The 23,226-nt window shown below is 37.8% G+C and carries 18 protein-coding genes; 16 read left to right on the top strand and 2 right to left on the bottom strand.

From position 1 onward, the window contains the following. Positions 1 to 7 precede the first annotated feature (7 nt). From RWN13_RS00180 to RWN13_RS00165, 4 genes are all read left to right on the top strand, one after another. Positions 8 to 799, top strand: a complete 792-nt coding sequence (locus RWN13_RS00180) for a GNVR domain-containing protein (RefSeq protein ID WP_314059259.1) — start codon at positions 8 to 10, stop codon at positions 797 to 799. A gap of 14 nt (positions 800 to 813) precedes the next feature. Beyond that, positions 814 to 2,202, top strand: coding sequence for a polysaccharide biosynthesis C-terminal domain-containing protein (locus RWN13_RS00175; protein WP_314059258.1), 1,389 nt, complete (start codon positions 814 to 816; stop codon positions 2,200 to 2,202). 44 nt (positions 2,203 to 2,246) lie between these two features. Next, the gene (locus RWN13_RS00170) at positions 2,247 to 3,374 is read left to right on the top strand and encodes a polysaccharide pyruvyl transferase family protein (RefSeq protein WP_314059257.1); all 1,128 of its coding nucleotides are present in this window, start codon (positions 2,247 to 2,249) and stop codon (positions 3,372 to 3,374) included. 192 nt (positions 3,375 to 3,566) lie between these two features. Beyond that, positions 3,567 to 4,871, top strand: a complete 1,305-nt coding sequence (locus RWN13_RS00165; protein WP_399553616.1) for a hemolysin family protein — start codon at positions 3,567 to 3,569, stop codon at positions 4,869 to 4,871. 113 nt (positions 4,872 to 4,984) lie between these two features. Here RWN13_RS00165 and RWN13_RS00160 read toward each other — a convergent pair whose 3' ends face one another. After that, positions 4,985 to 6,136 (bottom strand): AI-2E family transporter, encoded by a 1,152-nt coding sequence (locus RWN13_RS00160; RefSeq protein ID WP_314059255.1) that lies wholly within the window; start codon positions 6,134 to 6,136, stop codon positions 4,985 to 4,987. A 197-nt stretch (positions 6,137 to 6,333) separates the two neighbouring features. On the opposite strand from RWN13_RS00160, the gene RWN13_RS00155 reads away from it, so the two are divergent. After that, positions 6,334 to 6,855: a VanZ family protein gene (locus RWN13_RS00155; protein WP_314059253.1), complete on the top strand. Its 522-nt coding sequence runs from the start codon at positions 6,334 to 6,336 to the stop codon at positions 6,853 to 6,855. A gap of 82 nt (positions 6,856 to 6,937) precedes the next feature. Here the strand turns inward: RWN13_RS00155 and RWN13_RS00150 are convergent, their stop codons facing one another. Next, a complete protein-coding gene (locus tag RWN13_RS00150) occupies positions 6,938 to 7,495 on the bottom strand; it encodes a bifunctional transcriptional activator/DNA repair enzyme AdaA (RefSeq protein ID WP_314059251.1) in 558 nt (185 codons plus the stop codon). Positions 7,496 to 7,680: 185 nt separating this feature from the next. On the opposite strand from RWN13_RS00150, the gene RWN13_RS00145 reads away from it, so the two are divergent. From RWN13_RS00145 to RWN13_RS00095, 11 genes are all read left to right on the top strand, one after another. After that, positions 7,681 to 8,688 (top strand): LacI family DNA-binding transcriptional regulator, encoded by a 1,008-nt coding sequence (locus RWN13_RS00145; protein ID WP_314059249.1) that lies wholly within the window; start codon positions 7,681 to 7,683, stop codon positions 8,686 to 8,688. A 57-nt stretch (positions 8,689 to 8,745) separates the two neighbouring features. Further along, entirely contained in the window at positions 8,746 to 9,978 is a 1,233-nt protein-coding gene (locus tag RWN13_RS00140; protein ID WP_314059247.1) for an extracellular solute-binding protein, read from the top strand. Positions 9,979 to 9,982: 4 nt separating this feature from the next. After that, a complete protein-coding gene (locus tag RWN13_RS00135; protein WP_314059246.1) occupies positions 9,983 to 10,852 on the top strand; it encodes a sugar ABC transporter permease in 870 nt (289 codons plus the stop codon). Then, on the top strand, positions 10,852 to 11,673 hold the full coding sequence (locus RWN13_RS00130) for a carbohydrate ABC transporter permease (RefSeq protein WP_314059245.1): 822 nt from the start codon (positions 10,852 to 10,854) through the stop codon (positions 11,671 to 11,673). Before RWN13_RS00135 ends, RWN13_RS00130 begins: the two co-directional genes overlap by 1 nt. A 45-nt stretch (positions 11,674 to 11,718) precedes the next feature. After that, positions 11,719 to 13,350, top strand: coding sequence for an alpha-glucosidase (locus RWN13_RS00125; protein WP_314059244.1), 1,632 nt, complete (start codon positions 11,719 to 11,721; stop codon positions 13,348 to 13,350). Positions 13,351 to 13,876: 526 nt separating this feature from the next. Next, positions 13,877 to 15,055 carry a glycosyltransferase family 4 protein gene (locus RWN13_RS00120; RefSeq protein WP_314059242.1) on the top strand — a complete coding sequence of 393 codons (1,179 nt, stop codon included), beginning with the start codon at positions 13,877 to 13,879 and terminating at the stop codon, positions 15,053 to 15,055. A gap of 423 nt (positions 15,056 to 15,478) precedes the next feature. Next, positions 15,479 to 16,360 carry a diadenylate cyclase CdaA gene (gene cdaA, locus RWN13_RS00115; RefSeq protein WP_314059239.1) on the top strand — a complete coding sequence of 294 codons (882 nt, stop codon included), beginning with the start codon at positions 15,479 to 15,481 and terminating at the stop codon, positions 16,358 to 16,360. After that, positions 16,360 to 17,427 carry a CdaR family protein gene (locus RWN13_RS00110; protein ID WP_314059236.1) on the top strand — a complete coding sequence of 356 codons (1,068 nt, stop codon included), beginning with the start codon at positions 16,360 to 16,362 and terminating at the stop codon, positions 17,425 to 17,427. The genes cdaA and RWN13_RS00110 overlap by 1 nt, the downstream gene beginning before the upstream one ends. Positions 17,428 to 17,473: 46 nt before the next feature. Continuing rightward, complete coding sequence (gene glmM / locus RWN13_RS00105) at positions 17,474 to 18,832, top strand: phosphoglucosamine mutase (RefSeq protein ID WP_314059235.1); 1,359 nt, start codon at positions 17,474 to 17,476, stop codon at positions 18,830 to 18,832. Positions 18,833 to 19,867: 1,035 nt separating this feature from the next. After that, on the top strand, positions 19,868 to 20,242 hold the full coding sequence (locus tag RWN13_RS00100; protein WP_314059233.1) for a helix-turn-helix transcriptional regulator: 375 nt from the start codon (positions 19,868 to 19,870) through the stop codon (positions 20,240 to 20,242). Then, the gene (locus RWN13_RS00095; protein WP_314059230.1) at positions 20,223 to 20,441 is read left to right on the top strand and encodes a hypothetical protein; all 219 of its coding nucleotides are present in this window, start codon (positions 20,223 to 20,225) and stop codon (positions 20,439 to 20,441) included. Before RWN13_RS00100 ends, RWN13_RS00095 begins: the two co-directional genes overlap by 20 nt. Positions 20,442 to 23,226 lie beyond the last annotated feature (2,785 nt).

The raw sequence follows: 23,226 nt of genomic DNA, 5'->3' as shown, positions 1-23,226 counted from the left end.
GGGTGTTATGAACCAATGGATAAATGTGGGCGATGTGATGAACATGTTAAGCCGCATAATAAAAAAAAGACTGCTCTTTGGCATGAGCATTGTATTTATTTCAATCGGGTTATCCGCTATTATGACGTACGTTGTGATGCCACTAAAATTTTCTTCATCAACTCGATTAATTGCGGAAATACCAGAAAGTGGTGACGGCAACTCAGGCGTCAGTAATGTCAATTTTAACTTACAAATGATTAACACGTATAAAGACATTATTACGAAATCAAATACAGTCTCAAATGAGACCTACAAGCGTCTGAGAAAAAGTGGTGAATTTAAGGGAACAGCAGCAGACATTAAAGCGATGATTCGTTTTAATCAGGAGGCCGAATCCCAAATGTTTTCAATTTCTGCCACTGCTGAAAATGCCTATGATGCAAGAGAGATTGCCAATATGGTCGCAATTGTTTTTCAAGAACAAGCGGCCAAAGTGGGAACAATAGCAAAGGTCTCTGTTTTAGAAGAAGCTCAATTGAACATTGAGCCTGTATCTCCTAAACATACGGTGATGCTTTTAATTGGCATGATCGCCGGTATGATTCTGGCACTAGTGGTCGCGTTTATTTTGGAAGTTAGTGATCAAAGAGTCACATCTATTAATGAAGTGGAAACTATTTTTAGTGTGCCAGTTATCGGAACGATTAACTTGATGTCTAGTGAAGAATTGTCTAAAAAGCCTATCTTTGCCAATTTCGATGAAACATTACGGAAGAAAAAGCATAGACGGAGGAAACGACAACGTGAAAGACTTTAGTAAGCAGGGCTATTATGGAGAAGTATAAGAAATTAGCATCAAATACACTGATTTTTTCGATTGGGAATTTTGGCAGTAAATTTATCAGTTTTTTCTTAACCCCCTTTTTCACCCTTTATTTAACCCCCAAACAGTTGGGAGAAGCCGATTATTATGGAACCTTAGTTAATTTAATCGTGCCTATTGTCACGGTTAACATATTTGAGGCACTTCTTCGTTTTACTATAAGTGAAAGATATCTCAAGAGAGAGTACTTGGCGACAGCCATGAAAATTTACGGGATGATTGTCATTACGGTACTCATTATAAGCAGTGGGAGTGCGATTATTACTGGAAAGACATACATCCTGTTGATAGTTGGGATGGTTGTTGTCCAAGGCTATTATCAAATTATTTTACAGTATATTAGGGCTCTTAACAAACTAACGTTATTTGCTGGTTCAGGGTTGTTCTTTTCTGTGTTGTTATTTGGAACGAACTATCTCTTTCTCGCTCACTATCATTTAGGAGTAAAGGGATATCTATATGCCTATATTTCAGCCTATATGATCATTCTCGTTATGTTAATAGTCAAAGAAAATATCTTGCAAATAGTTTTCCAAACATCTTTCTCGCTGGCATTAGCTAAAGAAATGCTTAGGTATTGTTTGCCACTAATTCCTAACTCATTGTTATGGTGGGTAATTAGTGTATCGGATCGTTTTCTTATTATTCATTATATTGGTTTAAGTGCGGCAGGGATGTATGTAGTAGCCAATAAAATTCCAATTGTGATTTCAATGTTTTATCAAGTATTTAATCAAGCTTGGCAACTGTCAATTATTGAGATGACCCATGAAAAAGAGCGTCAAGTTTATTATAACCAATTATTTGGTATCATCTTTTGTTTATTGATGGTAGTGTATTCAGTCAGTTTACTCGTTTTGGAACCAGTGGTGCGGAGTTTAATTCATCCAGCTTTTTTTGAGAGCATTAAGTACGTTCCGTGGCTGTTATTGAGTGTTATTATGTCCTCTTTATCAACTTTTGTGGGTGCGAAGTATCTTGTTTCAAAACGCACTAACCAGCTATTTATCACGTCATTGGTCGGAGCCATTGTTAATCTGGCCCTCAATTTAGTATTAATTCAGCCATTGGGCATGATAGGGACAGGCATATCAACCTTTGTGTCTTATCTTATTGTCCTTTTTTTGAGGTTAAACTTAAACAAAGAAAACACTGACGAGTTACTATTAGCCATTAAGTGGCGGTATTTGATCGTTCCAATTATCCTAGGTGGGGGGCAAGCAATGGTTTATACAAGTGGAGGCAGCGGTTGTTATCAGTTGCTTTTTGTCCTGCTTATGTTATGTTGCGTGTGGCCTTTATATCACCAGGTGACATCCAGAAAAGAATTAGGTTAGCTGTAGCGGATGTCATCATAAAAATGCATGTTGAGGAGTAAATAATGAAATTCTTAATTGATAATTGTGTGCCGTTGAATAATGGTGATGCAGCACTGGTTTTTGGGGTAGGTGAAAGTTTGTCAAAGTACGGAGAGGTTGCGTACCACACCTATTATTTTAAGCAAGTGAAAAAACTTTATCCTGATAAAAAATGGCATCGACATTTACTGGATTATCCCATAATGAAACTTTTAAAAAGAATACCACTTCTGAGTCGGAGCCTTATTTTGTTCTTGATAGTGATCAGAAAGAGTGTTTATAAATCAGTAGACACGGTTATTTCGGCTCCAGGTGGATACATTAATTCTTATTATGCGATTGGGGATAAGATGTTTATTTTATATATATGCAAGCGTTGGTTAAAAAAAAGAGTCGGCATATACTCTCAATCGATTGGCCCTCTAACAGTGAAGGATCAACGACTATTAATAAAATATGGACAAAGACTGGATTTTATTTATGTCCGTGATCAACTTTCATACGATCGACTGATGTCGATGCACCCCTTCGATAACGTAGTTTTGACTAAAGATGCGGCTTTTTTATTGACACCTAATCTTTTAAAAAAAACGTCAAAAAAACAAGTTGTGGTGTCAGTGAGGTCATGGCATTTCGACCAACGAAAAGAAGAGACTTATTTTAACAATCTTCAACTTATTGTCAATCAGCTACTGGCACGAGGCTATCAGGTTTGTTTCCTATCAACATGCCAAGGGATGAAAGAATATGTTGATGACAGTGAGGTGGCCCAAAAATTTATCGAGACGTACTATCAAGGAAACTTAAACATATCAGTTGATGCTAATTTCTATTCATTGGATTCTTTGAGAAATCGGCTCACTGAGTTTGATTTTGCGATCGCCACACGTTTACACATGTGCATTTTGGCGTTGCTCAGTGGTGTGCCAGCCTTTAACATTTCGTATGAAGAAAAGGGCAAAGCCTGTTACGATTATTTAGGGTTAGAGGAATTTTCTATTGATTATAATGAGGAAAAAGATTTCAGTCACAATTTAACTCAATTCCTCACTCTAACTGAAACTAAAAAGAATCAAATTTTTGCCAAAGTGGCTAGGATTCACGAAGATCAAGAAGAGTTCTTAGGAAAAGTTGGCCAAGAAGGAGAATGAAGGGAGATTCCGATTGATATAACATAAAAAAATCTGACTAAGAGCGGCTTGGGAAACTGTAAAGACCTCTCTGTAGCTGATAATTGGTAAGAAAAGGAAGAAGAATTAAGTTTGATGATAGATTTCTAGGCGTGTTTCTATTAATATGGTATATTATAGACGATATGTATTGATAGAAAAAGGAGTTTTAAAATGATAGCAGGAAAGTTATTGATATTGGTTGTCATGATTATCTTGACGGCATTTTTCGTGGCAGCGGAATTTGGTCTGGTTAAAATCAGAAAGAGCCGTCTAGAAGGATTGGCTCAAACTGGCGATAAGAAAGCCGTCTTAGCACTGCAAATTGTCGGTCATTTAGATGAGTATTTAAGTGCCTGTCAGCTGGGGATTACCCTAACCTCTTTAGCCATTGGGTGGTTAGGCGAGGGGACGGTCAGGGAATTGTTGCATCCTTTATTAGCGTATTTACCGATACCCAACGCCGTTTTGCAAGTCATCTCCTTAGCCTTATCCTTCTTACTAATTACGTTTGTTCATGTGGTAATAGGTGAATTAATTCCCAAATCGCTGAGCATTACCAAAACGGAACCGGTTGTTTTATGGGTGGTAACCCCTCTGCATTATTTTTATAAAACAACCTATCCGTTTATTTGGCTGTTAAATACTTCAGCCAATGGCATTGGAAAACTGTTTGGGCTTAAGCTAGGGGAAGGGGATGAAACTCACTCAGAAGAAGAGCTACTGTTGATCGCCAATGAGAGTCTGAAACACGGTGAAATTAACAAGGATGAATATGAATTCATCAACAATGTGTTTGATTTTGACGAGTTAATCGCCAAAGAAATCATGGTGACCCGTCTTGATATGGAAGCTATCCCCGAAGAATACACCGTTGCTGAGGCCTTAACATTCACGATTGAAACGGGCCATAGCCGCTTTCCAGTAATTCGTAAAACAAAAGATGACATCATTGGTTACATCACCATGCAAGATTTAATCAAAGCGTATTTAGTTGGACCAGAAGGAAGTATTGCCAATCTGGTGAATGAGCCAATTATAGCCTTCGAAACCATCCCCGTTAAACATTTATTGGCTGAAATGCAAACAAGCCATAAACATTTTGCAATCTTAGCTGATGAGTATGGCGGGACAAGTGGCATGGTCACCATTGAAGATATTTTGGAAGAAATTGTTGGCGACATCCAAGACGAACAAGACCGTGAAGAAGAAAATATTAGGCCCCTAACAGAGCAAGAATTTATGGTAAATGGGAAAACCCCATTAGCAGAAATTGAAGACTTTTTCCACGTTGATTTTCCCGAGTCTCTTGAAAGTATTAGTTTGAGTGGTGTAATTACGGATACTTATAAACAAGCCGTTCGAGTTGGTTTCCGTTGCGTTCACGAAGGGCTTGAGATGGAAGTGATGGAGATGGATAAAGTGACCATTGCCAAAATAAAAATTAAAGATCGGAAACGAATCCCGTCTGAAGAGTAGCCTCCCACCTCAAGTTGATTTACACAAAAACAGCCTCGAGATGTCTGTAGTGACTTCAAAAGTTAGACCAAGAATCTAGCTTTAGTGAAGTCGGTACAGTCTCGAGGCTGTATTTATTCTGCAGACAGTAAATCAGTGTCATTTTTTTTAGGAGTTTCAAGCCATTCCATCACAATAATCTTTAAAATAGCGGCCACGGGCACCGATAAAAACATGCCCAAAATACCAAAGTAAGCCCCACCGACAGTAATTGAGACAATAATTAAAATCGGGTTAAGGTTTAAAGCCCCACCCATAATGCGGGGACCGATGATGTTTCCATCAATTTGTTGAAGAATTAATAGCGAAACAACGGTCACTAAAGCAAGATTCAGCCCTCCTGTAAAGAAGGTAATAATCATTGTGACGATAGAAGCAAATATCGAACCAAAATAAGGAATCATATTACAAAGCCCTAGTAAAATACCTAAGGTAATAGAGAAACGTACCCCCAGAACCGAAAGTAAAAGAGTAGCTAATACGCCTAAAATACAAGCATCAAGAAACTGGCAGGCAATAAATTTATAAAAAATATCATTTGAATGTTGGATAAATCTTTTGGTACGGTTGAAGGTAGTTTCTGACAGAAACTTTTTAAAAAACTGAGTAAAAAAGGTTGCAATAGCATCTTTAAATATCAAGACATAAATCGAAATGATAAAAGCTAGGAACGTATTAAGAACCATGGAGGAGATGCTTTTGGCAAAAAGGCCAATGGATGCTAATGAAGCCGTTCCTTGGGAAATAAGTTTTTCAGGTGAATAGCTAGCAGTCACTGATTTTAACAATTCTTCCAATTTTATCAGTTCAATAATCCCATTATCTTCTAAGCTGTTAGCTAAATCAGTTAAATAGGCATAAAAAGAGGGCAATAAATTCAATAAATCCATTAAGTTTTTGATAATTAAAGGGACCACATAATTAAGGGTCAAAAAAATAAAAAGTAAGGCAACTACATAGAGAATCAAAATACTAAGTCCACGGCTCTTTTTTTGAATAAAGGGAATTTCAAATTTAGAGATGAGTTGTTGAATCTTCTTTTGGGGACCACTTAATAGGTAAGCCACAATAAAGCCGATAATAAAAGGTGATAAGACACTTAACATATTTTTGACACCATCGGTAAAAAGGTGAAAGTTTGAAATGGCTTTAAACCCAACAATTACAGCCAAAACAAAGATGAAGCGGACAATCCAATAATTCCAATCAATGGTTAATTTTTTCATTCTATCTATTCCTAACGTTATTTTTACTACTTCCATCTTAGATTATAGCATTTTAAAGAAGCTATCTCCAAACAAATGATTAAGGAAGGGCGTTAATAGCGAGTTAAGTTCTTAAAAGTTTCAAAACTACTTCTTAAGACTCAGCAGGACTGACAGAAAAGATGGTACACTAAAGACAAACTAGAAGGAGGGCGCTAATGATGAGAAAAAACAAGACAAGCCGAGTAATCACGTTGCTATTTTGGCTGATGTTCGTTGTATACTTATATTTTTTGGGCTCGATGATCTTATTTAAAGGGGAATCACCTCTGGAGATGTTAAGCGATTCAAGAGTGGGACCAAGGCGGGTTAATTTAGAGCCCTTTTATTTTATGAATGATTTAACAGACATTAATGTTGTGGGCAATCTCTTGTTGTTTATCCCCTTAGGCATGTATCTAAGGATCTTACTTAAAAGAAAATGGACAGGACTTTTCCTAATGTTTGTTCTAAGTGTGGGGTTTGAGGCGACTCAGTTCATTTTCAACATCGGGGCGCTGGACGTTGATGATGTTATTTTAAATGTAACCGGTGGGCTATTTGGGATGATCGTTATGGGGATTCTGTCTCTATTTTTAAAAAATAAAGAGCGCCTAAAAACGTTTATGGCAATTGCCACAACCATGATTGGGGTACCTGTTATCATAATATATAGCCTGCTGAAATTTGCTAATAGCTGAGAATGTCAAGAGTACGATCATCATGAAAGTGATTGTCTGGTGCCTTATGATAGAGAGACCTAAAACAAGAAAAATACTTGTTTTAGGTCTCATGTTTTTTACGATAATGACTAGGAGTCTCCTTAGTGATTTTTTTAAAGACCACTGAAAAGTAGGGGGGATTTGAAATTCCCACATAGCGAGCAATAATCGCAATGGAGTAGGAAGTTGTTTTGAGTAGTTCTTTGGCTTTGTTGATCCGAAGACTGGTTAAGTAGTCCAAAGGCGTAAGGCCAGTCTGTGCTTTAAAGACATGATGGAGATAATAGGGGCTACTGTGAATATCATTGGCAATCTTTTCCAGTGTTACCTTTCGTTGGTAATTAAGCTGTAAATAGTTTTTTATATCCGCTATCCAAGCGTCTAAGGAGACTGCTTTACCAAGTGGTTGGCACCTTTTACAGGGGCGATAGCCAGCTTCTAATGGGCCTAGTTCATCAGAATAAACAGCGACGTTTTCTCGTTTAGGCGGACGGGAAGCACAACTGGGTTTACAAAAAATATGGGTGGTTTTAACAGCATAGAAAAACTGGTCATCAGCTTGGCTGTCATTGGTTAAAATGGCTTGCCACCGCTCTTCGGTTAAGTCTAACTGAGTCATGACTATGCTCCTCTCTAAAAGGTGTAGGCTAAATAATTCAAGCTCACTTAAAGTATACAATAGTTGTGAGTCAATATCTTGCTTTTTAATGAGAGCAGTTGCTGAAAAGTGATTGACAACGGATACAATCAATGATAAAGTTCTACATATAAACAGTAAACGTTTACGTAAAGCGAGGTGAAAAAATGTCAATATCAATGGTGGAAGTTGCCAAAGGAGCAGGGGTGTCCATAGCCACCGTCTCACGTGTGATTAATGGCAAAGGAGGCTTTAGCGAGAAAACCCGAAGAAAAGTTGAAGAGGTGATTGCAGAGCTAGGGTATCAAAAAAATGAAATGGCAAGTAGCTTGAAGAAAAATTTTAGTCAATCAATCGGTGTGATTATTCCGAGTGTTGTCACGAATTACCATGGCTTAATTGTTGAAGGGATTGAAAGTAAAGCCCAGGAGTTAGGTTATTCTGTCTTACTTTCCCATAGTGGTGAAAATGGGGAGTACTTTGAGCGCTCCTTACAGTCTTTAGCAGAACGCCGTGTGGAAGGCATTATCTTCGTGTCGATTCAACCCAATCAGTTACAGTTCGATCATTTAATCAAGACTAACATCGCTCATATCTTTATCTCGTCTCAATCCACTGATTTTAATTATCCGTATATTAAAATTGACGACTATCAAGCTGCTTATGATGCCACAACCTATTTGATTGAACGGGGTCATCAAAAAATAGGGATGGTGGGAATCGATAAAAAAGATGCTGTGGCTGGTATTCCACGAATTAAAGGGTATCAGCAGGCGATGATGGCTCATGAGCTCAGTGTAAAGCCCGATTGGATCAGACATGGTGATTTCGGTGTGGAAATGGGTGAAGTAGGTGCTAACTATTTGTTAACGCGTTACCCTGATTTGACAGCCATTTTTGGCGGCAGCGATGAGGCGGCTATCGGCGCGATTAAGGCCTGTGGCAAACGCGGGTTAAGAGTGCCTCAAGATATTTCTGTCAGTGGGTTTGACGATTCTATGACAGCGCTTTTGAGCTTTCCAGAATTAACAACGATCCATCAACCCTTGTACCAAATGGGCGATATGGCTGTGACAGAAATTATCAAGAAATGCGAATCAGATTATGAGATAGTCAGCCAAATGGTTCCTTATAAACTAGTTGAAAGAGGGTCGGTGGCACATAAAAGCAAATAATGATTTGCTTTACGAATTAAGTTAAACGTTTACGTAAAATATAAAGGAGATGAATTAATGAAAAAGAAAGCGTGGTTGATCATCTGTTTAATCGGTCTTACGGCCATGATGGCGGCTTGTGGGAAAGAGGATAGCCATCAGGTAGAGATTGAATTTTTCCAAACAAAATCCGAGGCAATTCCGACCTTTCGTAAATTAATCGCAAAATTTCAAGAGGAACATCCAGATATTAAGGTCATTGAAAGTTACCCGCCAGACGCTGAAACAGTTTTGCGCACACGAGTCTTTAAACGGCAAATGCCAGAAGTCATTGGCATTGGTGGCAGTTATTTATTTTCAGAATTAATTGGCGCGGAACAGCTTAAAAATTTTGATCATACGGATTTGGCGGCTAAATCTCAGGAAGGGTATGTCCAAATTTTGAAAGACGTTGGCCTAACGGAGCATTTGTATGGACTGCCTTTCGTGGCTAATGCCAGTGGTGTTCTATACAATCAGGATCTCTTTAAGGACCATCAGGTAAAAGTTCCGGAAACCTGGGATGAATTTATAGCAGCAGCTGAGACCTTTCAAAAGCTTAAAATTGACCCCTTTTATTTTACGATTAAAGATGCCTGGACGACATTAGGCGCCATGAATCCAATTGTTGCTAATACACAGGGGACTGATTTTTTTGAAAAGCGTCGCAATCAAGAGATTACGTTTGTTGAGGGCTACGACGAAGCCGCTGATAAATTAGCACAACTTTTCCCTTTTATCCAAAAAAATGGTTATGGTCAAGGATACGCAGATGGTAATCTGGCTTTTGCAAATGGGAAGTCGGCCATGTATCTTCAAGGGATATGGGCCATTCCGGAAATCAAGAAAGCCAATCCGGAAGTTAACATTGGCGTCTTTGCCATGCCGGTGAACAATGACCCCACAAATAACCGCTTAGTATCAGGCGTGGATTTAATGTTAGCTCAGTCAGCAGAAATCACGAATAAGAAAAAAGAAGAAGCAGCCGATCAATTGATTAAATTTCTTTACCAAGAAGAAAATGTTTCTCTTTACTTAGAAGAACAAGATGCTATCCCGGCTATTAAAGGAATGGCCATTCAAAATAAAAATCTTCTTCCATTGAGTCCTTACATTCAAAACAATCAAGTCGTTGATTTTGCCGATCATTTAATTCCCAGCGGTGTGGCCTTCGATGCTCAAGTTCAGACCTATGTGATCAATCAAGACAAGGCAGCTTTTTTAACGACTATGGATCGCGAATGGACAAAAGTCATGAACAGAAAGGAATAACACTATGAGAAACTATCGTAAGACGATGTATATGATGACAATTCCCGCAGTTATTTTATTTTTTGTGTTTCACACATTCCCATTTCTGCAAGGCGTGTTTTATTCGTTTACCAATTGGAACGGACTGAACAAAACCTTTGATATGGTGGGACTCAAGAATTATTTGAATTTATTTAAAGACAGTAATGTCTTAAGCTCTTACTTGTTTACCTTTAAATTTGCAATAATTTCCACTATATTGGTCAATATTATTAGTTTACTAGTGGCGATTGGGCTAAACTCACGGATTAAATTTAAGAATTTTTTCAGAGCTGTTTATTTTTTGCCTAACGTATTGGGAACACTCATTGTCGGCTATATTTTCAATTATTTTTTCGCTAATATCTTGCCGACCTGGGGAACCACTCTCCATGTGCCATTTCTAGAAAATAATATATTGGGAAGTGTCGATTTAGCTTGGATTGGGATCATTATTGTTGCCGTCTGGCAAGGGTGTGCCATGAATATTATCCTCTATTTGTCAGGACTGCAAACAGTACCGGAAGAGTTGTATGAAGCTTCCGCAATCGATGGTGCCAATACTTGGCAAAATTTTTGGAAAATCACTTTTCCATCAATTGCGCCTTTCTTTACCATCAATATGGTGCTGTCCCTTAAGAACTTTTTACAAGTGTTTGACCAGATCATTGCGTTAACAGGTGGCGGTCCAGCTAAATCAACTGAATCAATTGCTTTTTTGATTTACAATGGTGGGTTCAAAGGTGGCGAAATGGCTTATCAATCGGCTAACTCAGTGATTTACTTCATTGTGATAACAGGTATCTCACTATTTCAATTAAGAATCTTACAACGCCGTGAAGGAGATGATGCGTAATGGGAAAAAAAATAAATGTTCCCTCAACTATTTTGATAGTAATTGGCTCTATATTTGTCTTATTTCCACTTTATATGGTGATTATTATTGCCATTAAATCTCCCCAACAGATGGCGGATTCTATTTTGGCGATTCCTAGTCAGTTTCATTTTGAAAATTTTAGCAATGCCATTAAACAAACGAATTTTTTTCACGCTTTTAGGAACAGTGCGATTATTTCGTTTTTCGCTGTTGTTCTAACCATACTGACTAATTCAATGGTGGCCTATGCCATAGCACGAGGGATGAAACGCTCTAAATTTTTTAAAGCCTTGTACTATTATTTTATTGCAGCGATGTTTATCCCGTTTCCAATTATCATGTTACCAATTGTAAAACAAACCTCTTTTTTTCACATGGATAACCCAGTTGGCTTAGTTGTCCTTTATGTCGTATACGGTATGGCCTTTAACACGATGTTGTACGTTGGTTACATAAAATCAATTCCTTATGAGTTAGAAGAGGCAGCTAGCATTGATGGGGCAAGTCAATGGACTACCTATTGGAAAGTTATTTTCCCGATGCTCAAACCGATGAATGCGACCGTAGGGATACTGACGTGTCTGTGGGCTTGGAATGATTTTATGCTACCCTTATTGATTTTAAATGACCAAAAAAATAATACATTACCATTGGTACAATATGTTTTCCAATCAGAATTCGGGACGGATTTTAACTTGGCTTTTTCATCTTATTTGATGGCCATGTTACCGATGATTATTGTGTATGTTTTTGCCCAAAAATATATTATCGGCGGTGTGACACGGGGATCAATTAAATAAGTTTCAAAGAGAGCCCCTAGATAAAACGTGTGAGGAGCGTTAGAGATGATAAAAAAGAAATGGTGGCATGACTCTGTTGTCTATCAAATATACCCAAGAAGTTTTCAAGATAGCAACAATGATGGTATTGGCGATATTCAAGGGATTATCAGCCGATTGGACTATTTAAAAGAACTAGGCATTGATGCACTCTGGTTAAGCCCGGTTTTTGAATCACCAAATGATGATAATGGTTATGATATTAGTAATTATCAAGGGATTATGGCGGAGTTTGGCACAATGGCTGACATGGAGGAACTGATTGCCCAGTGTCATGAACGAGGCATCCGCTTGATTATGGATTTAGTGGTCAATCACACATCAGATGAACACCCTTGGTTCATTGAATCCCAACAGTCAAAAGAGAATCCGTATCGGGATTATTATATATGGCGTGACCCAGTCAAGGGTGAGATGCCTAATGACTTGGTTTCCACGTTTAGTGGCCCGGCATGGGAGCTAGACGAACGAACAGGTCAGTATTACCTTCACCTGTTCAGTAAGAAACAGCCTGACTTAAACTGGGAAAATAAAAAGGTGAGGCAAGAAGTTTGGCAGATGATGAATTTTTGGCTAGAAAAAGACATTGGTGGCTTTCGGATGGACGTGATTGATTTAATTGGCAAGCAGCCAGATTTAAACGTGACGGGTAATGGTCCGAAACTTCATGACTATTTACATGAAATGAATCGAGAAACCTTTGGCAACTACGATGTCATGACCGTCGGTGAGACTTGGGGAGCCACACCTGAGATTGCTAAATTATACTCAGATCCTAAGCGGGATGAACTCTCAATGGTTTTTCAATTTGAACACATTGGTTTAGATGAAATTCCCGGGAAAGCAAAATGGGATTGGCAAGAACTTGATTTTAAACGGCTTAAGCAAATTTTCACTAAATGGCAAACCTGTTTTAAAGGTGATGGTTGGAACAGTTTGTTTTGGAATAATCACGATACCCCACGAATTATTTCTCGCTGGGGGAACGATAAGCCAGAATTTCGCATCTTAAGCGGTAAAATGCTGGCAACTATTTTACACATGCAACAAGGAACCCCATATATTTATCAGGGAGAAGAAATTGGCATGATTAACACACCAGTCACTGACCGTCATCAGTTAGATGATATTGAGAGTCTAAACATGTATGAGGAGCGTCTGGCAGCTGGCTATACAAAAGAGGAGATCCTTTTGTCGATTAATAAAAAAGGTCGTGACAATGCTCGACGTCCGATGCATTGGAGTCATCAACTAAATGGGGGATTTACCGAGGGAACGCCTTGGTTAGCGTTGAATCCCCATTATGATACATTAAACGTCGAAAATGCCTTGGCGGATTCGAACTCGCTTTTTTATCATTACCAACGGTTGATTGCCTTGCGGAAAGAACAGCCAATTGTTGTCTTGGGGACTTACAAGGAATTGTTGCCTGATGATGAACAATTATACGTTTATGAGAGAGCGTTGGGGAGTGAGCGCTGGTTAGTGGTGGCTAACTTTTATGAGCAGCCCACTAGCTTTCAAACGGAGTCTTACGTTGCCACAGAGATTATTATTAGCAATTATCCCGACTCAAAATTAGATCTCAAAGATTTAACATTACGGCCGTATGAAGCCATCGTCTATAAATGTCAGTAAGAAAAGAGTCCTCATTTTAATTAAAATGGGGACTCTTTATTTTGGATTACAGCTCTTTATGGTGGTGTAGATAAACCAGATAAGTACAACTGATAAAAATAAGGTAGCGAACAATGCTAGACCGGTCATCGAATCTCCTCCTTTATCATTCCAAAAAACGTGAGTGGTCTTTTGACTATATAAATAGTATAACATGGAATAAGCCCTTTGAATCTAACAGATTTGTCACAAAGAGGGATTTATTTATCAATAAGATGTTATTTTTGTGACAGTGAGATGTTTAGTGGAGATAAATAGACCAATTCTCCTATGTGACAATTATAGAGTAGCAATTATCATTCTAAAAACAATGAATTTTTAGGAAGTAGAAAAAAATCAGACTATAGTTTAAAGAAAACTCCTACTTAAGTTGGATACAAAAATCTGAAAATTCTTATATTATTAACTTATCAACTAAAACACGTCGAAGTTAGAAGCGTTAGGGTGCTTTTAAACCTGTTGTTTTTATCAAAAGGAGATTATTATTATGCGTATTGGAATTTTTTCAGACACTTATTTCCCACAAGTTAGTGGTGTATCAACCTCAATTAAAACATTAAAAGATAGCTTGGAGGACCAAGGTCATCATGTCTATATTTTTACAACCACAGATCCTAAGGCAGATGAAATGGAAGAAAACATCGTTCGATTGCCGAGTATCGCCTTTATGTCCTTTAAGGATCGTCGAATTGCTATTAGCGGCAATTATAAAGCCTTGCGAATTGCCCGCCAGTTGAAGTTAGATGTCATTCATACACAAACCGAGTTTAGTTTAGGGTTTATAGGGAAACATGTAGCAAAACAGATGGGAATCCCTCATATTCACACGTATCACACCATGTATGAGGATTATTTACATTATATTGCGGGTGGAAAGTTATTGCGACCTAGTCACGTTGCGGCCTTATCTCGTTATTTCTGTAATCAAGCTGATGGTGTTGTTGCTCCTAGCAAACGAGTGGAAGATCAGTTAAGGGGATATGAGGTTTATTCGAAAATCGGCATTATTCCAACAGGGGTGAATTTGAGTAAGTTTAAGCCTGTTACTGATGGGCATGATATTCGCCAAGAACTTCAATTGGCAGAGGACCAGCCAATTATTTTATCATTAAGTCGTTTGTCAGAAGAAAAAAATATTATGGCAGTGATTAATGCCATGCCATATGTCTTAGTGTCGCGGCCAGACGCTCGCTTAGTGATTGTTGGCGATGGTCCTCAGCGGGAAGAACTGGAAAAAGCTGTCTCCGATTTGGCTATTTCAGAGGCTGTGATTTTTACTGGTGAGAAGCAAAGTTACGACGTTCCGAATTATTATACTCAGGCGGATGTTTTTGTCAGTGCGTCTGAATCTGAATCCCAAGGTTTAACTTATATAGAAGCAATAGCTTGTAAAACAGCGATTGTGGCCAAGAAAAATGCTTATACCGACACATTAGTTGGTCCCAATAGTGAACTTGGTACCTTAATTGTGGCAGATGAAGAGCTTGCCCAAGGGGTATTAAAGGAACTGCAACCAAGTGACAGCCACCAGACTGAAGATGTCAGAGCTAAGGTGTTAGAGGAGATTTCTGGCGATACGTTTGCACAAAAAATCGTGAGTTTTTACCACGATTGTGACCAAAGTATTCAACCAGTCTATTATGACCATCGAATAAAAGTATTTTAATATCAAGCAATAGGCCTGCACGTTAGGTCTATTGCTTTTTATATAAGCTAAATCACCTGTTATGATGAGATGTCTATCATAATAGGGCTTGCCTTAAGTAATTTGAGGAGGATTATTAAGTTTTTTTAATGTCAGTCATTATTGTTGTATCTGTCTTACAATTACGAGTATGAGTTATCTATAACCTTTGTCTATCAGTTTGACAATTATAGTTTTTCTTTTGAAAGGATCTAAAAGGATTTGACTGATTGTTTTGTTTCCAGCTTTTTGAGAATATGGTATACTTAGTTGGATAACTTTTTTATCGATAGCCCTATGTAACAAGAAAATAGGGAATAACGGACCCATGGGAATAGGATTGTTACCATAAGCCCAGTGATTGGTGATTTAAGACAAACCTATTATGGATTAGGAGTGAGACTTATGTGGAGTCAGTTTATGAATCTTTTTAAATTTGATAGCTGGAATGATTTATTTAACAATTATATTTTTACAACAAGTTTTTTAATAAACATCTTAGATATATTAGTGGTGTGGTATTTAATTTATAAATTGTTTAGTTTAGTTAAAGGAACCAAAGCGGTCCAGTTGCTTAAAGGGATTGCGGTGATTATTGTTGTCAGAATTGTCAGCGCCCTTCTTGGATTGATGACGGTCTCTTGGCTGATGGACCAGGTCATCACTTATGGCGTAATAGCAGCCATCATTATTTTTCAACCAGAAGTCCGGCGTGGCTTAGAGCATCTAGGTCGTGGTGCTCTTTTTAGAAAAACCAGTAAGAGTGAGCGAAAAGATTTAGCGATGGTAAATGCCTTTGATAAAGCCATTCAATACATGGCGAAGCGGAAAATTGGCGCCTTGATTACGATCCAAAAGACGACCGGTCTTGAAGAGTACATTGAAACCGGGATTCCAATTAATGCGGAAATAACGGGGGAATTGCTAATTAACATCTTTATTCCCAACACACCACTCCACGATGGTGCTGTGATTATTCGTGATGATAAAATTGCGGCAGCCTCAGCTTACTTACCTTTATCTGAAAATGAGTCGATTCCCAAAGAATTTGGAACGCGACATCGGGCTGCAGTGGGAATTAGTGAAGTCAGTGATTCCTTGACGATTATCGTATCGGAAGAAACTGGAGATGTTAGCATTGCTCAGAATAATTATTTGGATACTCATTTAACGCAGGAACAGTATTTGAAAGTGCTGAAACGAGAATTGGTCAAAGAAAAAAATGAGGAAAAAGAGAATTTGTTCCAAACCTTTTTAGATGGTATCTCTAAAGGAGGTGGCAAATAATGGATAAAATAACTGATAGTAAGTGGTTTACTAGGATTTTAGCTCTGTTTTTTGCCTTACTGCTCTTTTTCAATGCAACGGCGATTAATCAGCCTCTGAAAAGCCCCACAAGCGATACGGGACTGACAACATCTGTGGACGATGTGCCAATCAAATTGAAGTACGACGAGAATAAATTCTATGTTGCTGGTTACGAAGCGACTACGACAGTCTATCTAAAAAGTTCCAACCAACTTTTATTGGATATTGAGTCCAATAGTCAAACTCGTAATTTTAAGGTCGAGGCTGATTTGACCTCTTACTCAGTGGGCGTCTATGAAGTGCCTCTTAAAGTAACGGGATTGAATCAAGCTGTTCGTGCCACATTAAAGGATAAAAATATCCAAGTAAGAATTGAAAAGCGAGAAACTCGTAATTTTAATGTCACCACGAAGGTCAATGATAATTTATTGAAAAATGGTTATTCTCTGGAAAACATTAGTGTCGATCCTTCACAAGTTGCTATCACATCAGGCACAACCACCCTTGATCAAATCGACCAAGTAGTGGCTTCACTAGATGATGATCGTGATTTATCGGATGATTTATCGAAACGCGTCGATGTGGTTGCTTTAGATAAAGATGGTAATGTATTAAGTGTGATTATTGATCCAACAAATGTCATCATGAAAGTCACCGTGGATGCGCCGAGTAAGTCAGTGCCACTGACCCTAAAACAGTCGGGCTCAATTCCATCAGGGATCGCTTCCTTTAAATTTGACACTAGCTATGAAAATGTGAAAATTAGTGGGCCCCGTGAGGCTATTGACCAAATCGAAAGCTTAGAGGTATACATCGATACCAGTAAAATTACCGAAAGCAAAACAGATACGTATACGATCACTGCGCCAGAAAATGTCAAAGTCGATCCAGTAGCTGTTGAAGTTAATATCACCGCAGTCAAGAGTGATAAGCCGAAAGTGTCGGAATCAACAACGAAGTCAAGTACAAAACCAAGCAGTACGAAAAATTCATCTAGTTCAACCAGTTCATCTAACAGTCAAATGACAGATGATTCTAATCAATAAATAACAACCTTGTTAAAATTTTGAAGTAATGGAGAGGTATTAAAAAATGGGAAAATATTTTGGAACAGACGGTGTCAGAGGGATTGCGAATCAAGAGCTTACACCGGAATTAGCATTTAAATTAGGGCGTTACGGCGGCTATGTCTTATGTCAGCATAATCAGGAATCAGATAAACAACCTCGAGTATTAGTTGGACGTGACACGCGAATTTCTGGTCAACTTTTGGAACATGCGTTAATTTCTGGATTGTTGTCTGTTGGGATTGAAGTCTTCCAGTTAGGAGTTATTTCTACGCCAGGTGTTTCTTATTTAACTCGTCTGCAAAAAGCAGCAGCAGGTGTGATGATTTCTGCCTCACACAATCCTGCTTTGGATAATGGGATTAAATTTTTTGGTCCTGATGGCTTCAAATTAGTCGATGCCCAAGAGTTGGAAATCGAAGCCCTGTTAGATGCCGAAGTAGACACCTTACCGCGCCCGTCGGCAGCTGGTTTAGGAACGGTTGACGAATTTCCAGAAGGTATTTTAAAATATTCACAATTTTTAACGGATACAGTTGAAGGTGATTTTGATAATATTCGTGTCTGCTTAGATGGCGCTAATGGTGCGACAACGCCACTTGTTAATCGTGTTTTTGCTGACTTGGAAACAGATTTTTATACGATGGGAACCAGCCCAAATGGCTTAAATATCAATGATGGTGTTGGATCGACTCATCCAGAAGCTTTAGCTAAATTAGTGGTCGAAAAACAAGCTGATTTAGGCTTAGCTTTCGATGGTGATGGCGACCGTGTGATTGCTGTAGATGAACTAGGAAATATTATTGATGGCGACAAAATTATGTTTATCTGTGGCAAGTACTTGTTTGAACAAGGACGTTTGAAGAAAAATACCATCGTCTCAACGGTGATGAGTAACTTAGGATTCCATAAAGCGGTTGAAGCTGAAGGCATGGTTGCTTTAGCAACACAAGTGGGTGACCGTTATGTGGTAGAAGAAATGCGCAAAAATGGCTATAACTTTGGTGGCGAGCAATCGGGTCACATGATTTTCCTTGATTACAACACAACGGGTGATGGTCTTTTATCTGGAATTCAGTTGATTAATGTTATGCGTGAGACAGGTAAAAAATTATCTGAGTTGGCCAGTGAAATAGAAGAATACCCGCAAAAATTAGTCAATATTAAAGTCTCTGATAAGCATGGCGCTATGGATGTTCCTGCGATTAAAGAAGCAATCGATAAAGCTGAAGCTGAAATGAACGGTGATGGACGGATTCTTGTCCGACCTTCTGGAACAGAGCCTTTATTGCGAGTCATGGCAGAAGCGCCAACTCAAGAAAAAGTGAACTACTATGTCGATAAAATTGCAGATGTGGTTCGTGCTGAAATTGGAATAGACTAACAGTTAAGAACAGTATGACCAACTATTGGTTGTACTGTTTTTTTTTTGAGGCAATAATTTGGAAAGTATGGCACGTTCACATAGGGTAGGCTGACAACTAATGAAAAATTGTAGGCAAAAGGTGGTAGGTGCGTAATACTCAACGGATTGGCGAGGTTCTTCTTCAATCGAACCTAAGGTTATCAAATAACCTTAGGAGTGTGATAGGCAGGTAATTGAAGACTTTGGTCCGTCGTATCGTTGGAACCGTCATAGTCAATATATTGGTTTTGCATGGTATTTAAAGCGACGGTAATACGCTGGAGGATAGTGCTAGTATAAAAAGTTTTGAATTTTCAGAAGTCAATTAACTGTTCTGTTAAATTTCATCGAGTCTATTTGTATGGCTGACGAGAGTCGAAGAATTGACACTTATAATAGTCTGGAAGAGCTTCAAGAGTATAGAGAAAAAGGTTATGGCAGTCCTATCTAACAAACATCGGAGTCTATCTAAATTGAATGGCTCAAGAAAGATTAGGAATTGTTGGAGAAACCACTCATTATATGCTCGTAACAAGAGATGATAGGATTAACCTCATATCTAGCTTTCCACTTGAAACTTAATGTGTCTTAGGTCCTTTGTATTTCGAAGAGTGACCAATACCTCGGCCGTAAAAAGACTCTACGATTTTTTTGTTATTAAAAAAGCCTAAAAAAAAGAATAATAAGAATTTTCTCATAATCCACTATTGCCCCTTGTTCTTAATGCAAAGATAAGGTGAGAGATGAGAAAAAACAGGTAGTTAAATTCAAAAAAATGAGTAAAAAAATATAATCAAAGATGATTGTATCAGTCGTGTCCGCCATGAATCATGGAGATGATAAAAGGGGCAAATACTAAAAATTTTGTTGAAATATCGTGTTATTTTAATCGAAAAAAACTTTTTTTACTAAAATTTCAATTTTAGGGTAATAGTTATTTTTGTTATTTTATCAAACCACCTTTAAGGTTTGGATAGAGTGAAGTAAAGGGGATAAAGGAAAGGAGACGGTCAGATGGCCAAAAATCAACCGCAAAAAGAACTACTTGAGTCAGCTTCACAATTGTTAGTTCAGGTAAGACGTGACAACAAGTTGACGCAAGAAAACCTGGCGGAAAAAATGGGCGTGAGTTGTCAAACAGTTAAGCGGATGGAGCGAGGTGAAGGGGCAAATTTAGATTTAGGGAAGCTTTCGAAGGCACTAGAAGCCTGTGGTGAACGCTTAGTTGTTAGTAAAAAATCAAAGAAGCTTCCACATTATACCGCAGTGGCAGTGGAACAACAGATTATTCTTAGTTTTCAAAGGGGCGACATAGAGGAAGGAAGCAAACAAACAATTGGAGAAGTTGAAAAAATGGGAGTACACAATTTTGGAAGTGGATGGGCGTAGTTTACATGAAGTTGGAGTCGCACTTAGTCTTTATTTTGCTGGAAAACAAGGTGCCAGTGTATCGCGACTGAATAAAATGTTATTGGGGTTAGCCTTGAGCGGTTACAAAGACAAAGCTGTTACATATCAAGAGATGTATCTAGACGCTATTGAAATGGCCGAAAAGGCATTGCTTAAAAGGGAAAAGCTTGGCCAATAGTCAATCATAAAAGGGGGAAGCGTCATGTTTAATGAAAACAAGAACTACGTTAAAAAACTTCAATTAGAGTTCCAGAATCAGATAGGGTCAACATTCAAAGTCAATCTGCCACTCTATTTTGACGAAGTTGATACAGATTACCTTGTTGAGCAAATGAACGAGATTCTCGACATGAAATTACTTTTAGATCATAGAGCGTACGATCGATATTTGACAAAGTTTACGGCAGCTCGTCGTATTACTATTTTACGAAAGACAGTCTTTATGAATCTCTGGTAGAAATTGCGGAGAATATTGTGAAGGATTTGGTAATGTTTGGCAAATGCAATAATAGTGTTAAACCGTGTTGTATCAAGCTGTTGGGAGGCAGAAAATAGGTGACAGGTATCATCATTTGTCACGTTGAAGGCACGACCAAAAGGTTAGATGGGCAAATATAGCCATCAAAATATGAGTGAATCGCGACAGATGGGGAATAGAATCGATAAAATTATTTATAGGGGATCAAAATCTGTTCCTTCAAATCTAGGTAAGGCAATGGTGAGACACGCAATTGACCGTCAAATAAGAGCTCAGGCCATAGAAAATTGTGATAAGGTATCAGAACTTGTTACCTTTATAGCCACGATTCACTGCTCATTGAGATGATGGTTCTATGTAAAATATTAAAGACCATTTTATCAAAGCCCAGTGTTGCAATAAAACCATCAACGGTATCAAAAAGTGTCACCTGTATAATTATGGTTCATTATCCAATAAAATGTTAAAGGTGGAATGCTGTTATATCAATGCTTAGCGGCGCAAAAAAAAATTAAGGGTGTCAAAACTTGTTACTTTTAAGGAAGGAGTCCAATATTTAAAATGAGAAATGTAAAGTTAGTAGGGAAAAGACAGGAAGTAGCTTTGTAGTAGTCCTTTGAGTCTTAATAAATAGTTTGAGGGATCAGAAAGTGTCACGTTTGGAGTTATGGGAGCAACGACAGTCATATATAATGAAAAGGTGAGAATACGATTACAGCAATGCTCAGCACGGCAATAAAATGATCACAGGTATCAAGACTTGTTACTTTTAAGAAAATAGTCCATTGCTTAAAATGAGAAATTGAAGTTAAATAGGCTAAAGATGTTTAATGGCTTTGGACTAAAGTTTTGAGCGATAATAAATAGTTTGAGGTATCAGGAAATGTTACGTTTATAGTTACGATATCTGCTGAGCAAGATGACGACCATATTTAAAAATAAAAATTTAGAATCCTATTCTATCAATGCTCAGCGCAACAATAAAATAATCAAAGGTATCAAGAGCTGTTACTTTTAGAATGCAGTCCCTGCTTAAAATGAGAGACGTCAATTAATGGGAAAAGAAGAGAAGTGGCTTAGGAATTTTGCTTGGAGCGTCGCTAAATATTTTTAAGGGATCAGAAAGTGTCACGTTTAGAGTTATGATTAACCAATCAGTAAGATGATAGTCATACGTCAAACGAAAAAGTCAGAATGCTGTTATATCAAAACCTAACGTAGTAATAAAACAATCAAAGGTACCAAGAGTTGTTACTTTTAAGTAAGTAGTCAACTATTTAAAAGAGGTAACGGAAATTATTGGGTAAAGATAGGGAATGGCTTGAGAATGCATATTTGAGCCACAATAAATAGTTTCGAGGTATCAGAACATGTCACGTTTGGAGTTATGGGAGCAACGACAGTCATATATAATGAAAAGGTGAGAATACGATTATAGCACTGCTCAGCGCAGTAATAAAACCATCAAAGGTATCAAGATTTGTTACTTTTAAGAAGATAGTCGACTATTTAAAAGGGGCAACGGAAATTATTTGGTTAAAGATTAGGAGTGGCTTGAGAATGCATATTTGAGCCACAATAAATAGTTTAGAGGTATCAGAACGTGTTACGATTAGAGTTATGTGTCAACGACAGTCGTATATATAATGAAAAGGTGAGAATACGATTATAGCAATGCTCAGCACGGCAATAAAATGAACAAAGGTATCAAGACTTGATACTTTTAAGAAGATAGTCAACTATTTAAAAGGGGCAACAGAAATTAAGTGATTAATGATGTGGAATCATTTAAGAATGCAAATTTGAGCGTTAATAAATTGTTTAGAGATGTCAGAATGTGTCACATTTAGAGTTATGGATCACTGCTGAGTATGATGGTGGGATATTATAGAAAGAAAAGAGCAGAATACGATTATATCATTGTCCAGCGCGGCAATAAAACGACCAAGGGTATCAAGACGTGTTACTTTTAAGAAAGTAGTCAAGGGCTTAAAATCAAAAAACGTATGTTTATTGATTGAAGATTCGGAATTACTTAGTATCAGTCTCTTTGCTCAAGTAAAAAGTTATCAGGTATCAGAACGTGATACTTCTAGCAAAGAAGATTACTTGAGAAAGGTAACTGTTATAGGCTGCTTTAATAACTTGAATAATTAAGATTACGAGTTGCAAAAACAAATTGCCAAATCTAAGGAGAGGTGAAATATCTGAAACTAGTTTATGGTTCGGCTGTTTTATGGTCCCCTCGGACTTAAACAAAATCAGTAGATGTTAAAAAGAAGTCAATCCCAATGCTATTTTTTTTGCATTGGGATTGACTTCTTTTTCTGAATAGCAAGCTTAGTATTAAATTTTTAAAAATGAGCTGCAGCTGTTTCACCATCTATAAATTTTATGAATATTACCTCTTAAAATCGCCGTTCCTTACGTTGTGAAAGTGTTGAACTGTATTTTACTATATAGGTGTTTGAAATTCATGATTTAA

This window comes from uncultured Vagococcus sp., assembly GCF_963518325.1.
In the GTDB taxonomy this organism is placed as follows: Bacteria; Bacillota; Bacilli; order Lactobacillales; family Vagococcaceae; genus Vagococcus_D.
The sequence above is the reverse complement of the archived record's forward strand: the minus strand, read 5'-3'. Positions and strand labels throughout refer to the sequence as shown.